The following is a 16,298-nucleotide window of genomic DNA, read 5'->3' on the forward strand; positions in this document are numbered from 1 at the left end:
TATGACACTGATCCTCCCCCGCTAGGGGGAGGTGGCTGGCCCTCGCCAGACGGAGGGGGAGGCAGAGGACAACGTGTGTTCCGTGTCCTCCCCCTCCGTCGCTTCGCGCCACCTCCCCCTTGCGGGGGAGGATCGAAACGGCGTCAGTTCGCTGCTGGCAACCGCAACCGCACGAGCAACCCACCAAGATCCTCGCTCTCCTCAAGCGCAACCGTCCCCTCGTAAATCTCCGCCACATCGCGCACGATAGCCAGCCCAAGCCCCGTCCCCGGCTTCCCCGTATCCAGCCGCACACCCCGATCGAAGATGCGCACCCGCTCCTCTTCCGGGATGCCGACCCCGTCGTCCTCGACCAGGAACTCGACGAAGCCAGACTGCGCGCCCACCGTCACGAACACGCTGCCGCCACCATATTTCGCGGCGTTCTCGATCAGGTTGCCGAGCATCTCGTCGAGATCCTGCCGCTCGACATGCACCTGAAGCCCACGCGGCCCAGTCACGTCGATCCGGACATGCCGGTAAAGCCGACCGACAGCCCGCTCGACCGACTCCAGGCTGGGCCACACATCCGCTCGACTATGCGCAGATCCCCGCCGCCCGACCGCCCGCGCCCGCGCGAGGTGATGGTCGACCTGCCGCCGCATCGTCCGCGCCTCGCGGATCACCGTGTCGGCGAGGTCGTCCGACTGCGCCGTCGCCGCGTTCATGATCACCGTCAACGGCGTCTTCAGCGCATGCGCGAGGTTGCCGGCATGCCGCCGCGCCTCCTCCGCCTGGCGCTCGTTATGCTCGATCAGCGCGTTCAGTTCCTCGACCATCGGCGCGACCTCGACCGGCATCGCGCTCGACACGCGGTTCGACTGGCCCGCCCGCATCCTCGCAATCTCCTCGCGCACCCGCCGCAGCGGCCACAGCCCGTAAAACGTCTGCAGCGCCGCCATCACGATCAGCCCGAGCGCAAGCAGCGCGAAGCTGCGCACGAGCGTCCGCCGCAAGGTCGTTATCTGCGCGTCGAGCCCATCGCGGGCCTGCGCGACCTGGAAGCGCCAATGCACCTTCGAGCCCGGAATGACCGCGTCGCGCTCGACGATCCGCAGCTTCTCATCGGGAAACTGCGTGCTGTCGTAAAAATGCGCGGTGCGGTCGTTGTGCGGGCCACCGAATGCCAACTTCCGATCCCACAGCGAACGCGACAGCAGATCATCCTGGCCTTTCGAGGACACCTGATAATAGAGCCCCGAACCAGGCTCTAGGAACCGCTGGTCGGCGACCGCTTCACGCGTGAATATCACCTCGCCTTCGGGCCCGATCTCCGACGCATTGAGCAGCGACCGCAGCACATATTCCAGCTGGTCGTCGAAATTACGCGTCACCGCCGCCGACAGCACCCGGTCGAGCGCGAACCCACCGCCGCTGAGCAGCACGCCGATCCACACCGCCGCAATCAGGATCATCCGCCGCGACAGCGATCCCTTGACCGCGGCGGGCACGCGGATCGGCCCGTCCGCTATCGGCGTGTCTGTGACCGGCGCGCTGTCCATCGTCAGCCGATCAGGCGTCCGGATCTTCGAGGCTGTAGCCAAGCCCGCGGATCGTCGTGATAACGTCCTGACCGAGCTTCTTGCGGATTCGCGTGACGAACACCTCGATCGTGTTCGAATCGCGATCGAAATCCTGGTCGTAGATATGTTCGATCAGCTCGGTACGGCTTACGACCTTGCCCTTGTGGTGCAGCAGATAGCTCAGCAGCTTGTATTCCTGCGCGGTCAGCTTCACCGGCTCGCCAGCGCGCGTCACCTTGCCGCTGCGCGTGTCGAGGCGGATATCGCCCGCGGTCAGCTCGGACGAGGCATTGCCCGACGCACGCCGGATCAACGCACGCAGACGCGCGATCAGCTCCTCGCTCTGGAACGGCTTGGCGACGTAATCGTCCGCGCCGGCATCGAGCCCGGCGACCTTGTCCGACCAACTGTCGCGCGCGGTGAGCACCAGCACGGGCATCGTCTTGCCCTCCTTGCGCCAGCGGTCGAGCACCGTCAGCCCGTCGATTTCCGGCAGCCCCAGATCGAGCACGACCGCGTCGTAATTCTCGGTCGAACCTAGGAAATGCCCTTCCTCGCCATCGACCGCGAGGTCGATCGCATAGCCGGCCCCTTCCAGGGTATTCTTCAATTGCTGGCCGAGATTCGGCTCGTCCTCGACGATCAGAACGCGCATGACAATCCTCTCGATTACAGTGTTCAGCGACCCGTGCGGCCGACGATCTGGCCGTTACGGCCATCGACGTCGACCCAGATGACGGTTCCATCGCGCAGGAATTTCAGCGTGTAAATGGCGCTGCCCGAATCATAGTCCGAGCCGAGATACTGCGCACCCCGCATCGTCGGGATCACGCGCGACTCGATCTCGCGCAAAGACGGCGCTCCGGTCTTGCGCGCCTGCAACGCCGACATCTGGTCGCTGCGGCGCTGCGGAGGCTCGCCCGCCAGCATGGGTGCGGCACCCATCAGGAACGGCGCAGCGGCCAGGGTTGCAAGGAAAAGCAGCATCTTCATGTCGGTGACATAGGCCTCCCGCATTGAACAGCCTGTGAATGATCGCGACAGGCCGCCGACAGCACGAAGCCCGCGCGGTGTAACTTGCCTGCATCACTTCGCACCCCTACGTGGCGCGAACATGGCAGCACCAATCTTAGCATTCGAAGGCCTCGGACTCGTCCAGGGCTCGGGATGGCTCTTTCGCAATCTCGACATCCATATCGGACCGCGCGACCGGCTCGCGCTCATCGGCCGCAACGGCGCCGGCAAGACGACCTTGCTCAAACTGCTCGGCGGCAGCGTCCAGGCGGACGAGGGCCGCAGGACGATAGTCCCCGGCACCCGCGTCGTCATCCTCGAGCAGGAGCCCGACCTGCGCGGCTTCGCGACGCTGCGAGACTATGTGATGGCGGGCGACGACGCGCCGGTGAACTACGAGGCGGATTCGATCGCGGATCAGCTCGGCATCGACCTGTCGCGCGAGGCGGCTTCCGCGTCGGGCGGCGAGCGGCGTCGCGCGGCGATCGTCCGCGCGCTGTCGCAGGACCCCGACGTGCTGCTGCTCGACGAGCCGACCAACCATCTCGACATCGGTGCGATCGAATGGATCGAGGATTGGCTCAAGCGCTTCCGCGGCGCGTTCGTCGTCATCAGCCATGATCGTACCTTCCTGACCCGACTCACGAAGCAGACCTTGTGGCTCGATCGCGGCGCGATCCGGCGTGCGGAGATCGGTTTCGGCGGGTTCGAGGCGTGGACCGAGCAGGTCTATGCCGAGGAACAGCGCCAAGCCGAGAAGCTCGACGCGCGGCTCAAGCTGGAGGAGCATTGGCTGCTCCGCGGCGTCACCGGCCGGCGCAAGCGCAACCAGGGCCGCCTGACCAAGCTGCACGAGATGCGCGCCGAACGCGCCTCGATGATCGGGCCGCAGGGCTCGGCGAACCTGACGACCGCCAGCGACGACACGAAGTCGAAGGTCGTGATCGACGCGAAGAACGTCACCAAGGTCTACGGCGACCGCACGATCATCGGCGACCTGACGCTTCGTGTAACCAGAGGCGACCGCATCGGCATCGTCGGCCGCAACGGCGCCGGCAAGTCGACCCTGCTCAAGCTGCTGACCGGCGAGATCCAGCCCGACAGCGGCACGATCAAGCTGGCCCAGACGCTGGATGCGGTCGTGATCGACCAGCAGCGCAGCCTGATGGCGCCCGAGAAGACGGTGCGCGAGGTCGTCGTCGACGGCGGCGAATGGATCGACGTGCTCGGCGTGCGCAAGCACATCCACGGCTATCTGAAGGACTTCCTGTTCGACCCGAACATGGTCGACGCGAAGATCGGCTCGCTGTCGGGTGGCGAACGCTCGCGCCTGCTGCTGGCACGCGAGTTCGCCAAGCCTTCGAACCTGCTGGTGCTCGACGAGCCGACCAACGATCTCGATCTCGAGACGCTCGACCTGTTGCAAGAAGTGATCGGCGATTACGACGGCACCGTGCTGATCGTCAGCCACGACCGCGACTTCCTCGACCGCACCGTGACGATCACGCTCGGGCTAGATGGTTCGGGCACGGTCGACGTGGTCGCGGGCGGATACGAGGATTGGGAAAAGCGTCGCGTGTCGACGACCACAGGCAAGCGCGCTTCGAAGAAGGTCGCGGCGACCGCCCCCATCGCTGCCGCCCCCCGCGCGAAACTGACCTACAAGGACCAGCGCGACTATGAAATGCTGCCGAAGCGAATCGAGGAACTCGACGTGCAGATGGCAGCCGATGCGGTCAAGCTGGCGAAGCCCGACCTCTACATGCGCGACAATGCGACGTTCGCGAAGCTGACCAAAGCGATGGATGCTGCCCGCGCCGAAAAGGAGGCCGCGGAGCTGCGTTGGCTTGAGCTTGCAGAAATGGTCGAGGGAACTTCTTGAACTAGATTTAGCTGGACGTTTCCATCTTCGGTCAATACGGGAACCACGGTGTGATTGCTGCGTTGCGGCAGTTCTGTTTGTTTAATGCGGAGATGTATATGAAGCTCAAGGCCCTTACCGGCGGCGCACTTGCCGTTGCAATGATGACCACCTCGGTTGCAGCGTCGGCTGCTCCTGCCAGCCTGTCGGTTGCGAACGCACGCGTTGGCTCGGCAACGTCCGGCAAGAACGAGCTCGCAGGCGGCGGCGGCATCTTCGCCCTCCTGATCGTAGCTGGCGTTGCAGCGATCGGCGTTATCGCCATCGTCAACGACAACGACGACGATTCGGACAGCAACTGATGTTGCCGGGCCGGTGCTTCGGCACCGGCCCACCGTTTTGAAGGTTACAACGCCTTGCCAGCGCGACCGGCTAGATCGACTATATATTGCCACGCGACGCGGCCCGATCGGCTGCCCCGACGTGTAGCCCAACCGATGGCCTCGCCCGGTTCGAACTCCAGGTCATGTGTCGCCGCATAGGCCGCAACGATCGCAAGATACCCGTCCTGATCAAGCGCATGGAAGCCCAGGCTCAGGCCGAAGCGATCCGACAGCGCCAGATGATCGTCCGCCGAGTCGCGCGGATTGATCGCGCTTTCCTGTTCGGCAATGTCCCGCGGCGCCAGATGTCGGCGATTGGCGGTCACCAGCAATCGGACATTGGCAGGCCGGGGTTCCGCCCCACCCTCCAGCATCGACCGGAGCGCACGCGCCTCGGCCGGAACATCGAACCCGAGATCGTCGACGAACACGACGAACGCGCGCTGCACCTGTGCCAAGGCCGCGAAAAGCGTCGGCAGTCCGGCAAGCTCGGTAACCTCGACCAGCGCAATGTCGCCGCCCGAACCTTGCACGTCAGCCACCGCGCTTTTGACGAGCGCAGACTTACCGGTTCCCCGCGCGCCCCACAGCAGAACGTCCTGCGCGGCATGCCCCGCCGCGAGATGGCGCAGATTGGCCAGCAGCGACGCCTTCTGGCGATCTACACCGATCAGCATATCGAGCGGCAACGGCGCAAACCCGCGGGCTGACTGGAGCACTCCACCACGCCAGACATACGCAGGATGCGCGCGCGGATCGGCAGCCGGTGGTGGCGGTGGCGACAGTCGCTCGAGTGCGGCGGCGATGCGGTCCAGCGGATCGGTCATGCGCGGCTTCTGACGACACGCTCACCTAGAGGCAAGGGTTCCGAAGGCAGGACCAGCAGCGTTCAGCCAAGCTGACGGCGGTGGCCTGCAATCACCGCATCGCCCGGCGCGAGTCGGACCGCCTTGTCGAGCAATTGGCGCGCACCATCACTATTCCCGCTCGCTGCCAGGGCGACGCCGTAAGCGTCCGCCGCGGCCGCGTTCATCGGCGCGAGGCTATACGCAGCCTTGCCATAGCGCACCGCGATGGCGCCATCGTCACTGCCCGCATAGGCGAGCGCCAAATCGACCAGCACGCCGCCATCGCGATTGCCGACCCTTCGCCGCACGCCTTCCAGCGTCTCGATCGCCTTGTCCCAGTCCCCCGACGCGACCTGCCAATGCCCCAGTAGGCGCAATCCGGTCAGGCTTTGCGGGTTCTGCGAAAGATACAGCGCCAGCGAGGCCGCCGCGTCCTGCGCACGCCGGGCTCGCCCAAGCGCATCGACAAGACGCAGCATCGTCGGTTCGTCGAACGACAGATCCGCGGCACGCGCATAGACGCTGGCCGCCTCGGGATAGCGCCCGGCAACAACCAGTGCGTCCCCAAGCGCAAGTTGCGCGGCAGGTGCGCCGGGGCTCGCCGTGACGAGCGCACGCGCCCGAGCAATTGCGCCGGCAGTATCCCCACGCGCGATCTGGCCGCGGATCACCCCCAGCACATAGGTCGGGTCGTTCGACGCGGCATCGGCGACGGCCAACAATGCGCCGACCGAATCGTCCGTGGCGAAGATCCCGGCGGGCGCCGTCCGCCCCCCCGCCGCACGATCAAGGAATTGCGCCGCGGTTGACGTATCCCCGGTCGCGTCGAACGCCCGCGCGATCACCGTCAGCGAGTAACTGTCCGCGTCGGCGCGCAGCCCGATCGGCCTCAGCACGCCTAGCGCGGCCTGCGCGTCCCCCGACCGGAGCAGCGCCGCACCGAGCAATCGGCGCGCCGTCACGTTGAGGGGCTGGATCGCAACCAACTGTCGCCACGTCACCGCCGCCTGTTCGAACTTGCCTTCCGCATAATCGAGACTGCCCGACAGCAGCATCGCACCCGGCAAACCAGCAACCGCGCCACCGGTTCGCTGCAGCAGCCCGCGCGCCAGATCGATGCGTCCTGCGCGCGCGGCCAATACCGCCTGGAGGTACAGCGCCTGCGGGCTGCCCGGCCGCGCCAACAGCGCGCGACGTGTCGCCGCCAGCATGTCGGCATTCCGCCCCGCCTCGCCCAGCGTCGCCGCATATTCGATCAGCGCGGGGTGATAATAGGCGTCGCGCTGCAACGCCGCCTCGAACCACGGCAGCGCGGCAACGAGCCCGTAGCGGCTGCGAATGACCTCCCCCTGCAACGTCAGCGCCGCAGGTTCGCCCCGCGCCAGCGTCACCGCGCGCACCGCCGCGACCGACGCGCCACCGACATCGCCCGCCGTCAACCGGACACGGCCAAGATCAGTCCACGCCGCGCCATCGTTCGGCACCTGCTCGAGCAGCGCCCGAAGCACCGCCTGCGCCTCTACCGGTTTGCCTTGCGACGCCAGCGCCCGTGCCTGGATTCGCGCAGCGTACCCGGCATACCGCGGTTGCGCCTGCGCCGCCTCGTCGATCGCGTCATCGGGGTCGCCCTGCAACAATCGCGCATGTGCCTGAAGTTGATGCAGGCGATCCGCGGGCAACCCCGCGTCGGTCGCCCGCGCCAGTTCCGCCTCCGCCGCAAGCCCGTCGCCGAGTTCGAGATATGCGCGCGCCAGTACCGCATGCGCGATCCCCAACGTCGGGGCAGCCTTAATGGCGGCCTGCGCGTTGGTCCGCGCGGCACTGTAGTTCCCTGCTGCCAGCGTCGTCAGGCTGTCGATCAGCGACCGACGCGCATCTGGCCGCGGCGGACGAGTCGCGAGGGCGATCGCGATACCGACGATCAGCAGACACAGGACGCCGATCGCAACCAAGCGTGTATATCTCGCGGTAACGACGCCGCGCATCTTCAGGCGCCGACGCCGGCCCCGGCTCAGCAACGGATAACGATGCGTGTGCGTCGCCGCGGATCCGGTCTCAGGCATGGAGATCATAGCTTTTCAGGAGGTCGTACAGGGTAGGACGGCTGATCCCGAGCAACCGCGATGCGCCCGAGATATTGCCGTCGGCGCGCGCCAGCGCCTGGCGGATCGCCTTCCGGTCGGCGAGTTCGCGAGCGGCGCGCAGGTTGAGCGCGGCGGCCTCCTCGCCCTTGCCGTCGAGGTCGAGATCGGTCGCCGTGACGAGCTTGCCGTCGGCCATGATGACCGCGCGCTTGATCCGGTTCTCCAGCTCGCGGACGTTGCCGGGCCAACCCCAGCCGTCGATCGCAGCACGCGCATCGGGGGCCAGGCCGGTGACGACGGGGTTCATCGTGCGGGCATAGCGCGTGACGAAGTGGCGCGCGAGCAGCACCGCGTCGCCGGTCCGCTCGGCCAGTGCCGGTATCCGCACGACGATCTCCGCGAGCCGGTAATACAGATCCTCGCGGAACCGCCCGTCCGCGACCATCGCGTCGACGTTCTGGTGCGTCGCGCAGACGATCCGCGTATCGACCGGGATCGCTTTGCGCCCACCGACGCGTTCGATCACGCGCTCCTGGAGGAACCGCAGCAGCTTCACCTGAAGCGCGAGTGGAACGTCGCCGATCTCGTCCAGGAACAACGTGCCGCCCGCGGCCTGCTCGATCTTGCCCTCGGTGGTCTTCACCGCGCCGGTGAACGCGCCCTTCTCATGACCGAACAGCTCGCTTTCGAGCAACGTCTCGGGGATCGCCGCGCAGTTGATCGCGACGAAATTCCCCCGCGACCGCGGCGACGCGTCGTGCAGTCCGCGCGCGAGCAGTTCCTTGCCGGTACCGCTCGCGCCGAGCAGCATCACCGAGACATTGGCAGGCGCAACTCGCTCCAGGGTGCGGGTCACCACCGCCATTTCGGGCGAAGCGCTGATCAACCCGCCGAACCCGCCCGCGTCGATCCGCGCGGCGAGCCGGCGGTTCTCGGCCTCCAGCGCATGGACGTGAAACGCGCGGCTGACGATCATGCCAAGCGCGTCGATGTCGATCGGCTTGGCATAGAAGTCCCAGGCGCCATCCGCGATCGCCTGCAACGCACTGTCGCGCGCGCCGTGCCCGGAGGCGACGATCACCTTGGTATCCGGCTTCATCGCTAGAATATCGCGCAGGGTCGCAAACCCTTCGGTGACTCCGTCCGGATCGGGCGGCAGGCCGAGATCGAGCGTCACGACCGCGGGCTCATGCGCGCGCACCGCGTCGAGCGCCTGCGCCCGATCGCTCGCGACGACGATCTCATACCCCTCATACGCCCAGCGCAATTGCCGTTGCAGCCCGAGATCGTCCTCGACGATTAGCAGGACGGGGCGCTCGTCACTGCTCACGCCGCCACCTCCAGCGCCGCAACTGCGGGCAGCAGGATGCGGAAGCGCGTACCCTCCCCCTCGCGGCTGACGACATCGAGCGCGCCACCCATCGCGTGCACCAGTTGTCGTGCCTCGAACGCGCCGATCCCGAAGCCGGCGGGCTTGGACGACACGAACGGCTTGAACAGCTGGTCGCGGACGAAGGCCGGCGTCATGCCGCAGCCATGGTCGATCACGTCGATCGCGACCTGTTCACCGACGGTCTCGACCGCCAGCAAAACAGGCGCATCCGCAGCGCTAGCCTCGACCGCGTTCTGGACGAGCTGCCCCAGCACCTGTTCGATTCGGGCCGCGTGCCCCAGTGCGTAGGCCGGACCGCCGCGCGCGACGATCGGGTGCTGCGCCTTGCGATCGGCCGCGACTCGCTCGACGATGGTGGCGACGTCGATCGGCTGAAGCGGTTCGCCGCGGACGGGTCCGTGCTGCGAAAGGCGGGCGAGCAGCGCGTTCATGCGATCGGAAGAGTCCTTGAGGGTGGCGACCATGTCGACGCGGAAATCGGGATTGTCGGCGTGCCGCTCGGCGTTGCGTGCGACCAGCGTCAACTGGCTGACGAGGTTCTTGATGTCGTGCAGGATGAACGCGAACCGCCGATTGAACTCGTCGAACCGCGCCGCGTCGGCCAGCGCCGCATGCGCGCGGTCCTCGGCAAGATAACTCGCCGCCTGTCGCCCCGCGACGCGAAGCAGATCGAAATCCTCCCAGTCGAGCGCACGGTCGACCGGCGGTCGCGCCAGCACGATCGCGCCGACCAGCGTGCCCCCGTGCACCAAAGGCACGATCGCCCACGCCTCGGGACAGTCGCGCAGCCACTCGGGAACGCTTGCCAGGTCGTCGCTTGGCGCCGTGCCGGCGCGGACGCGGTCCAGTTCAATGATCCGCGCGTCCTGCGCGAGATAGCGCGCCAACGTCTCGTCACGGGGGCCATCGGCGACCCCAACCCAGTTCCATGTCGCGCCAAGGCCCAGCGACGCCCCGTCGGGAACCAGTAACAGCCCCCCGGGCGAGTCGGTAAGGTCGGCGATCGACTTCACCACGCGACAATCGAGCGACTCCACACCGGAATCGGGTCGGCCCAGCGTATCGGTGAAGCGCTGCCACTCGGCACGGTAGTCATAGCGGTGGCGAAACAGGTGCTTGGCCACTTTCACCTTGGCCCAAGCCCGCAGCCAGGGCGTCGACAGCAGCGCCACCACCATCGCCGTCGCGCCAAACACGATCGCCGTCTGCGCCACCCGCGCATAGGGCCCGGCAAGGCTGGCGACGATGGCGGTCGCAAGCGCGGTGATGCCCGCGTAGAGGACCAACGCGATCGCCGACAATGCACGCACCGCGATCGGTCGCGACAAGGCGAGCGTCCACTCGCCGCTGCGATGCACGCCGACGACCAGCAGAGCCGCGACGCCGATCATCACGACGCCCCGCGCGACGAACGCGATCGGCGCTGCCACCGTCGAGGCATAGGCCAATGCCGCCACCAACAGGTCGACGCCCCACATCGCCGCAAGCGCCAACATCACCATACGGACTCCGCCCCGCGATGTCGGCGCCGCCTGATACAGGTGATGCGTGAGGACGAGCGCGCTCACCGCCTCCATCATGCCGAGCATTCGGCGGGCGGACGCGACCGCGGCGAATGCCTCGTCGTGAAGGACGGCAACTTCCACGAACGCGAGCAGCGCCGCCGCACCGGCGAGCGTCGTCACCACCAGATACACCGCGTCCAGCGCCCGGTTGCCCGTACGATCGCGCCGCACCATTGCCAGCATGAACCCGAGCCAGGCGACATCGCGACCGCTCGCCGCGACGCGAGTCGCGATGTCCTGCGCGCCGATCCCCGCGACCGCGAGCGCCCACAGGCTGGTCGCGACCAGCGCCACCAGCAATGCGCGATGCGGCCAATGCCCGCTCGGCCGCCGCATCTGCCCAAGCGCCACCGCGCCGAACAGCAACGCGGCCAGCGCATGGCTCCACAGGACCAGGGTCGCGATCACGCGCTGTCAGCTACAAAAATCATCGCGCCCCCGCCGGCCACAACACCACGCGGAGAGTCTGCAACAGGATCAGCATGTCGAGGAACGGCGAATAATTCTTCGCGTAATACAGGTCGTATTCGAGCTTGTGGCGCGCATCCTCGATCGACGCGCCATAGGGATAATTGATCTGCGCCCAGCCGGTGATCCCGGGCTTCACCATATGCCGCTCGGCGTAGAACGGCAGTTGCTCCTCGAGTTGCTGGACGAACTGCGGCCGTTCCGGACGTGGGCCGACGAAGCTCATTTCGCCCTTCAGCACGGTCCAGGTCTGCGGCAGTTCGTCGATCCGCACCTTCCGGATGAAGCGACCGATGCGCGTGATTCGCGGATCGTCCTCCGCCGCCCAAACTGCCTTGCCTGCGACCTCGGCGTCCTGCCGCATTGACCGCAGCTTCAGGATATCGAAGCCCTCGTTGTAGAGCCCGACGCGACGCTGGCGATAGAAAGCGGGACCCTTCGACTCGAGCTTGATCGCGATCGCGGTGAGCAGGATGATCGGCAAGGTGACGACCAGCAGCAGCCCGCTGGCAACGATGTCGAACGCGCGCTTGAACACGCTCGACAGCATTCGGCTGGAGGCAAACCCGTCCGAGAAGATCAACCAGGACGGGTTGACGCTCTTCAGGTCGATGCGTCCCGTCTCGCGTTCGAGGAAGCTCGATATCTCGCTGACCTGCACGCCGGTGGTGCGGACGCGGAGCAGATCCTTCATCGGCAGCGCGTTGCGGCGTTCGTCGAGCGCCAGCACGACCTCGCTCGCATTCTGGTCGACGATATGCGCGGCAAGATTGGGGATGTCGGCGCGCGGCATCGCATTCTGGACGACCGGCTCGACCTCACCCATGCGGACGAAGCCGGCGACAACGAAGTTCACGCCGGGTTGCGCGGCCAGCGTCTCGATCCGCGCCGCGCGCGTGCCGGCGCCGAGCACGACGATCCGCCGCTTGAACGTCTCGCCGCCGAGCGTCTTGCCGAGCACCGCACGGACCGTGACGAGCAGGACGGTCGCAATCACCGTCGAGTAGAGCAGGTTCGATCGCCACAGCGCGAGCGGGGGGACGAGGAAGAAGATCAGCGACAGGAACATCACGCCCAGCGAGAGCGCCACCGCCAGCCGCGCGGCGGCAAAACGCAGCGACAGGAACGACGCGACGCCGTACGCCCCGACCGCGACCAGCGAGACCTGCAATGCCAGCGCGAACGTCAGCAACTGCGCGATCCGGGTATGGATCGGCCCGACCTCCATGCCGATCTGATGCGCGCGGACGATCCAGCCGATCTCAGCCGACGCGATCAACAACACCGCATCGACCAAGCCGAGCAGGAGGACCGCATAGGGTACGTAATGCTTGAAGAGCCGTATCATCGTCCGCTATCCCGACGCACCAGTGTAAACGCTTCCGACACCTGAACGCCACGTTTCGCAGTAAAACACCAAAAAAGCCTGAAGACGGCATAGCAATCCGATCATTCGGCGATTGGCGTGCGAAATTGCCACGTTATAGCTCGGCGCCAGCAGGAGGCTTCATGACCGCACGTAAGATCGTTCCCGTTATTCTTTCAGGCGGTTCGGGCACGCGCCTCTGGCCCATGTCGCGCCCTGAAATGCCCAAGCAGATGCTGGCGCTGACCGCGGACGAGACGATGCTCCAGCTGACCGCGGGCCGCGCGTTCGGCGATCGCTTCGCCGCGCCGATCGTTGTCGCCAATGCGCGTCACGCGGACCTCGTCGAGCAGCAGCTCGCCGAGGCTGGCGCGACCCCACAGGCGTTGATCCTCGAGCCCATCGGCCGCAACACCGCGCCTGCTATCGCGCTCGCGGCGATCGCTGCTGGCGGTGGTGGCGACGCGTTGCTGGTAATGCCATCGGACCACGTCATCGGCGATGTCGCGGCCTTCCACGCAGCGATCGAAGCAGCGATGCCGCTCGTCACCCAAGGGTGGCTCGTCACATTCGGCATCGCACCCGATGCACCCGAGATCGGCTATGGCTGGATCCAGATCGGCGACGAACTGCAGCCCGGCGTCAACCGCGTCGCGCGGTTCGTCGAGAAGCCCCCGCTCGACAAAGCGCAGTCAATGCTCGCCAGTGGCGATCACGCCTGGAACGGTGGGATCTTCCTGTTCCTCGCCGACGCCTATCTCGAAGCCCTCGCGCAGTTCGATCCGGGTATCCTGACCGCCACGCAGGAGGCAATGGACAAGGCACGTACCGAGGGCTCGCGGATCTACCCCGACGCGGTCGCCTTTGCCGCCTCGCCCGACGATTCGATCGATTACGCGGTCATGGAAAAGGCCGACCGGGTCGCGGTCGTGCCGGTCGCGATGGGCTGGAACGACGTCGGCAGCTGGGACGCGCTCCACGCGATCAGCGACACCGACGGCGACGGCAATGCGCACCGCAGCCACGGTGACGGCAACGTGCTCGCGATCGATACGAAGAACTGCTTCGTCCGCAGCGACGGCGTCCGCGTCTCGCTGGTCGGCGTCGAGGATTTGATCGTGGTCGCGAGCGGCAACGACGTGCTCATCATGCGACGCGGCCGCAGTCAGGAAGTGAAGAAGCTAATCGAGGCGATGAAAAACGCCGCGAAGAACATCACGCCGAGCAGCTGAGGTCAGGATATAGAATCGGTCCGGCCCGCGCCGGACCGATCAAATTACGGTTTCCTGCGGGTCTTCGGCACCTGCGACAGGCGCGTGAGCAGCGTCGGGATGTCCTCGGTGATCATTGTGTCCGTGGGAGTCTGCCAGGACGAGCGCAATCTCTCGCCGACATCATGCAATCGTGCGCCGGCTTCACGCCTGCCGGCTTCACGCCTGCCGGCTTCACGCCTGAATGTCTCGTCTCGCACGTCTACCTCACCTACGCATACACCCGACGGCATCCTTCGGGGGGGGTAAGGACACCGCCGGGCTCTCGGGTCAAACCGACGATATCCCCGCTTGTTCCGGCAGTTTCCCGCGGTTTCGCCATATGCGCATGTTTCGCGCCGGTTCCGGCCGCAGACGCGTCAAAATTCAGTTTCCGAAGCGCTGGCGATCCGCGCGGAGATCGGCTTAGATGCGCCAAAGTTCACGGGAGAGTTCGTCATGGATCGTCGCCAGTTCCTCGCATCGGGGGGCGTCGCCGCGCTCGCTACTACGCTGCTGCCGTCGTCGGCCTTCGCGCAGTCGAGCGGCGATACCGCGCTCAACGCCGATTTCGAGCGGATCTTCCAGGCGAGCGTCGCGCGGTCGCCCGAACTCGCGACGTCGCTTGGCCTCGACAAGGGACCGCTAGCATCGCTGAAGGGGCAATTGTCGCCACGCACACCTGACAAGCGCGCGCGCGACGTCGCCGAGACCAAGGCCGCGCTCGCCAGTCTCGCTCGCTACGACGGCGCAGGCCTGTCACCCGCCGCCAAGCTCAACCTAGAAGTCGTCCGCTACTCGCTCGCCACGCAGATCGCCGCGCCCGAGAAGTTCGGCATGGACAGCCCGATCCGCCCCTACCGGATCTTCCAGCAGGGCGGCGCCTATTTCCAGGTGCCGGATTTCCTCAACACCGCGCACACGATCAACGCCACCCCGGATGCCGAAGCGTATTTGTCGCGGCTCGACCAGTTCGGCACGGTGCTCGATCAGGAAAGCGCGATGCAGCAGGCCGAGGCGGCCCGCGGCCTGCTCGCACCCGGCTGGTCGCTCGACCTGACGCTCGGCCAGATGCGGAAACTGCGCGGCCAGCCTGCCGCCACGTCGAGCATCGTCCAGTCGCTGGTGAAGCGCGCGGCGGCAAAGGGCCTGACCGGCGACTGGCAGGCGCGCGCCGCGAAGATCGTCGACGCGAAAGTGTATCCCGCGCTCGATCGCCAGATCGCGCTGATCGAGCGACTGAAGCCGACCACCAAGCCCGGCGACGGCATCTGGCGCGTGCCCAATGGCGATGCGATCTACGCTATGGCGTTGAACCAGGCGACCACCACGACGATGAGCCCCGACGAGGTCCACCGCATCGGCCTGGCCCAGGTGGCGGAGATCACCGCGCAGCTCGACACGATCCTGAAGTCGCAAGGGTTCACGACCGGCACGGTAGGCGAGCGGCTGGCGAAACTGAACGTCACGCCGGACCAGCTCTACGCAAACACCGCGGAGGGCCGCACCGAACTGATCGCCGGCCTGAACGACGGCATCAAGGCGATGTACGCCAAGCTGCCCCAGGCGTTTTCGGAAGTGCCGACGCAGCCGCTCGAGATTCGCGCGGTCCCGGTCGAGATCCAGGACGGCGCATCGAACGGCTATTACAACCGCGCCTCACTCGATGGCAGCCGTCCGGCGATCTACTTCGTCAATCTGAAGGACGTCGGCGACTGGCCGAAATACACGCTGCCGTCGCTCACCTATCACGAGGGCGTGCCGGGGCATCACCTCCAGATCAGCCTCGCGCAGGAATCGAAGGACATCCCGACGCTGCGGAAGATCGGCTTCTTCTCGGCGTATTCGGAAGGCTGGGCGCTGTACGCGGAGCAACTCGCCGACGAACTCGGTGCCTATGCGTCGCCGCTGGAGCGCGCCGGGTATCTCCAGTCGTTCCTGTTCCGCGCGACGCGACTGGTGGTCGATACCGGCATCCATGCGAAGCGCTGGAGCCGCGAGAAGGCGACCGACTACATGGTCGCGACGACCGGCTTCGCCCGGCCCCGCACGCAGCGCGAAGTGGAGCGCTACTGCACGCAGGCAGGCCAGGCCTGCAGCTACAAGGTCGGCCACATGGCCTGGACGCGTGCACGGATGAAGGCGAAGGCGGCGCTAGGCGACAAGTTCGACCTGAAGCAGTTCCACGACATCCTGAAGGAAGGCGCGATGCCGCTCACGATCCTGGAACGCCGCGTCGACGAGCGGATCGCGGCGCTCCGAGGGCGGGCTTGACATCTGTCGGTTGATTCTCCCCCGCTCGGGGGGAGGTGGCGCCGAAGGTGACGGAGGGGGAGGACACGCAACCCCGGTGATTCCTTACCTCCCCCTCCGTCTGGCAAGCGCCAGCCACCTCCCCCTGCGGGGGAGGATCAGGTAAATCGATCGGGATCGCTTCCACCCTTCCCTCTCCCAACGAGAGAGGGGGACGAATACGGTACGACGTAAGGGGGGTCTTCGCCCGG

The 16,298-nt window shown here is 66.5% G+C and carries 12 protein-coding genes; 4 read left to right on the forward strand and 8 right to left on the reverse strand.

Translation table 11 applies throughout. The annotated features are described in order from the left end of the window. Positions 1–143: 143 nt before the first annotated feature. The 3 genes from ASE82_RS07910 to ASE82_RS07920 are packed head-to-tail and all read right to left on the reverse strand — an operon-like array spanning position 144 to position 2,579. The gene (locus ASE82_RS07910) at positions 144–1,541 is read right to left on the reverse strand and encodes a sensor histidine kinase (protein WP_082441372.1); all 1,398 of its coding nucleotides are present in this window, start codon (positions 1,539–1,541) and stop codon (positions 144–146) included. Positions 1,542–1,551: 10 nt separating this feature from the next. Then, a complete protein-coding gene (locus tag ASE82_RS07915) occupies positions 1,552–2,217 on the reverse strand; it encodes a response regulator transcription factor (protein WP_056061146.1) in 666 nt (221 codons plus the stop codon). Positions 2,218–2,240: 23 nt separating this feature from the next. Further along, positions 2,241–2,579, reverse strand: coding sequence for a hypothetical protein (locus ASE82_RS07920; protein WP_235524615.1), 339 nt, complete (start codon positions 2,577–2,579; stop codon positions 2,241–2,243). Positions 2,580–2,676: 97 nt separating this feature from the next. On the opposite strand from ASE82_RS07920, the gene ASE82_RS07925 reads away from it, so the two are divergent. Continuing rightward, positions 2,677–4,458, forward strand: coding sequence for an ABC-F family ATP-binding cassette domain-containing protein (locus ASE82_RS07925; RefSeq protein WP_056061148.1), 1,782 nt, complete (start codon positions 2,677–2,679; stop codon positions 4,456–4,458). Between the two features lie 98 nt (positions 4,459–4,556). Further along, the gene (locus tag ASE82_RS07930; RefSeq protein WP_056061153.1) at positions 4,557–4,799 is read left to right on the forward strand and encodes a hypothetical protein; all 243 of its coding nucleotides are present in this window, start codon (positions 4,557–4,559) and stop codon (positions 4,797–4,799) included. Between the two features lie 44 nt (positions 4,800–4,843). Here ASE82_RS07930 and ASE82_RS07935 read toward each other — a convergent pair whose 3' ends face one another. The 5 genes from ASE82_RS07935 to ASE82_RS07955 form a co-directional block, all read right to left on the reverse strand. Further along, entirely contained in the window at positions 4,844–5,647 is an 804-nt protein-coding gene (locus ASE82_RS07935; RefSeq protein ID WP_056061156.1) for a DUF815 domain-containing protein, read from the reverse strand. Positions 5,648–5,709: 62 nt separating this feature from the next. Next, a complete protein-coding gene (locus ASE82_RS07940; RefSeq protein WP_235524616.1) occupies positions 5,710–7,620 on the reverse strand; it encodes a tetratricopeptide repeat protein in 1,911 nt (636 codons plus the stop codon). Positions 7,621–7,723: 103 nt separating this feature from the next. Beyond that, positions 7,724–9,082 (reverse strand): PEP-CTERM-box response regulator transcription factor, encoded by a 1,359-nt coding sequence (gene prsR / locus ASE82_RS07945; protein ID WP_056061158.1) that lies wholly within the window; start codon positions 9,080–9,082, stop codon positions 7,724–7,726. Beyond that, complete coding sequence (gene prsK / locus ASE82_RS07950; RefSeq protein WP_235524617.1) at positions 9,079–11,118, reverse strand: XrtA/PEP-CTERM system histidine kinase PrsK; 2,040 nt, start codon at positions 11,116–11,118, stop codon at positions 9,079–9,081. The genes prsR and prsK overlap by 4 nt, the downstream gene beginning before the upstream one ends. 19 nt (positions 11,119–11,137) lie before the next feature. Further along, positions 11,138–12,526, reverse strand: coding sequence for a TIGR03013 family XrtA/PEP-CTERM system glycosyltransferase (locus ASE82_RS07955; protein ID WP_056061161.1), 1,389 nt, complete (start codon positions 12,524–12,526; stop codon positions 11,138–11,140). A 161-nt stretch (positions 12,527–12,687) separates the two neighbouring features. Here ASE82_RS07955 and ASE82_RS07960 point away from each other — a divergent pair, with 161 nt between their 5' ends. Together ASE82_RS07960 and ASE82_RS07965 are read left to right on the forward strand one after the other, a co-directional pair. After that, a complete protein-coding gene (locus ASE82_RS07960) occupies positions 12,688–13,776 on the forward strand; it encodes a mannose-1-phosphate guanylyltransferase/mannose-6-phosphate isomerase (RefSeq protein WP_082441373.1) in 1,089 nt (362 codons plus the stop codon). A gap of 477 nt (positions 13,777–14,253) precedes the next feature. After that, a complete protein-coding gene (locus ASE82_RS07965; protein WP_056061821.1) occupies positions 14,254–16,068 on the forward strand; it encodes a DUF885 domain-containing protein in 1,815 nt (604 codons plus the stop codon). The last annotated feature ends 230 nt before the right edge of the window (positions 16,069–16,298 follow it).

The organism is Sphingomonas sp. Leaf230 (genome assembly GCF_001421745.1).
Lineage (GTDB): Bacteria > Pseudomonadota > Alphaproteobacteria > Sphingomonadales > Sphingomonadaceae > Sphingomonas.

Coding starts and splice junctions, on each gene's coding strand:
- ASE82_RS07910 (WP_082441372.1), bottom strand. CDS start 1,541: ATGGACAGCGCGCCGGTCACAGACACGCCGATAGCGGACGGGCCGATC.
- ASE82_RS07915 (WP_056061146.1), bottom strand. CDS start 2,217: ATGCGCGTTCTGATCGTCGAGGACGAGCCGAATCTCGGCCAGCAATTG.
- ASE82_RS07920 (WP_235524615.1), bottom strand. CDS start 2,579: ATGCGGGAGGCCTATGTCACCGACATGAAGATGCTGCTTTTCCTTGCA.
- ASE82_RS07925 (WP_056061148.1), top strand. CDS start 2,677: ATGGCAGCACCAATCTTAGCATTCGAAGGCCTCGGACTCGTCCAGGGC.
- ASE82_RS07930 (WP_056061153.1), top strand. CDS start 4,557: ATGAAGCTCAAGGCCCTTACCGGCGGCGCACTTGCCGTTGCAATGATG.
- ASE82_RS07935 (WP_056061156.1), bottom strand. CDS start 5,647: ATGACCGATCCGCTGGACCGCATCGCCGCCGCACTCGAGCGACTGTCG.
- ASE82_RS07955 (WP_056061161.1), bottom strand. CDS start 12,526: ATGATACGGCTCTTCAAGCATTACGTACCCTATGCGGTCCTCCTGCTC.
- ASE82_RS07960 (WP_082441373.1), top strand. CDS start 12,688: ATGACCGCACGTAAGATCGTTCCCGTTATTCTTTCAGGCGGTTCGGGC.
- ASE82_RS07965 (WP_056061821.1), top strand. CDS start 14,254: ATGGATCGTCGCCAGTTCCTCGCATCGGGGGGCGTCGCCGCGCTCGCT.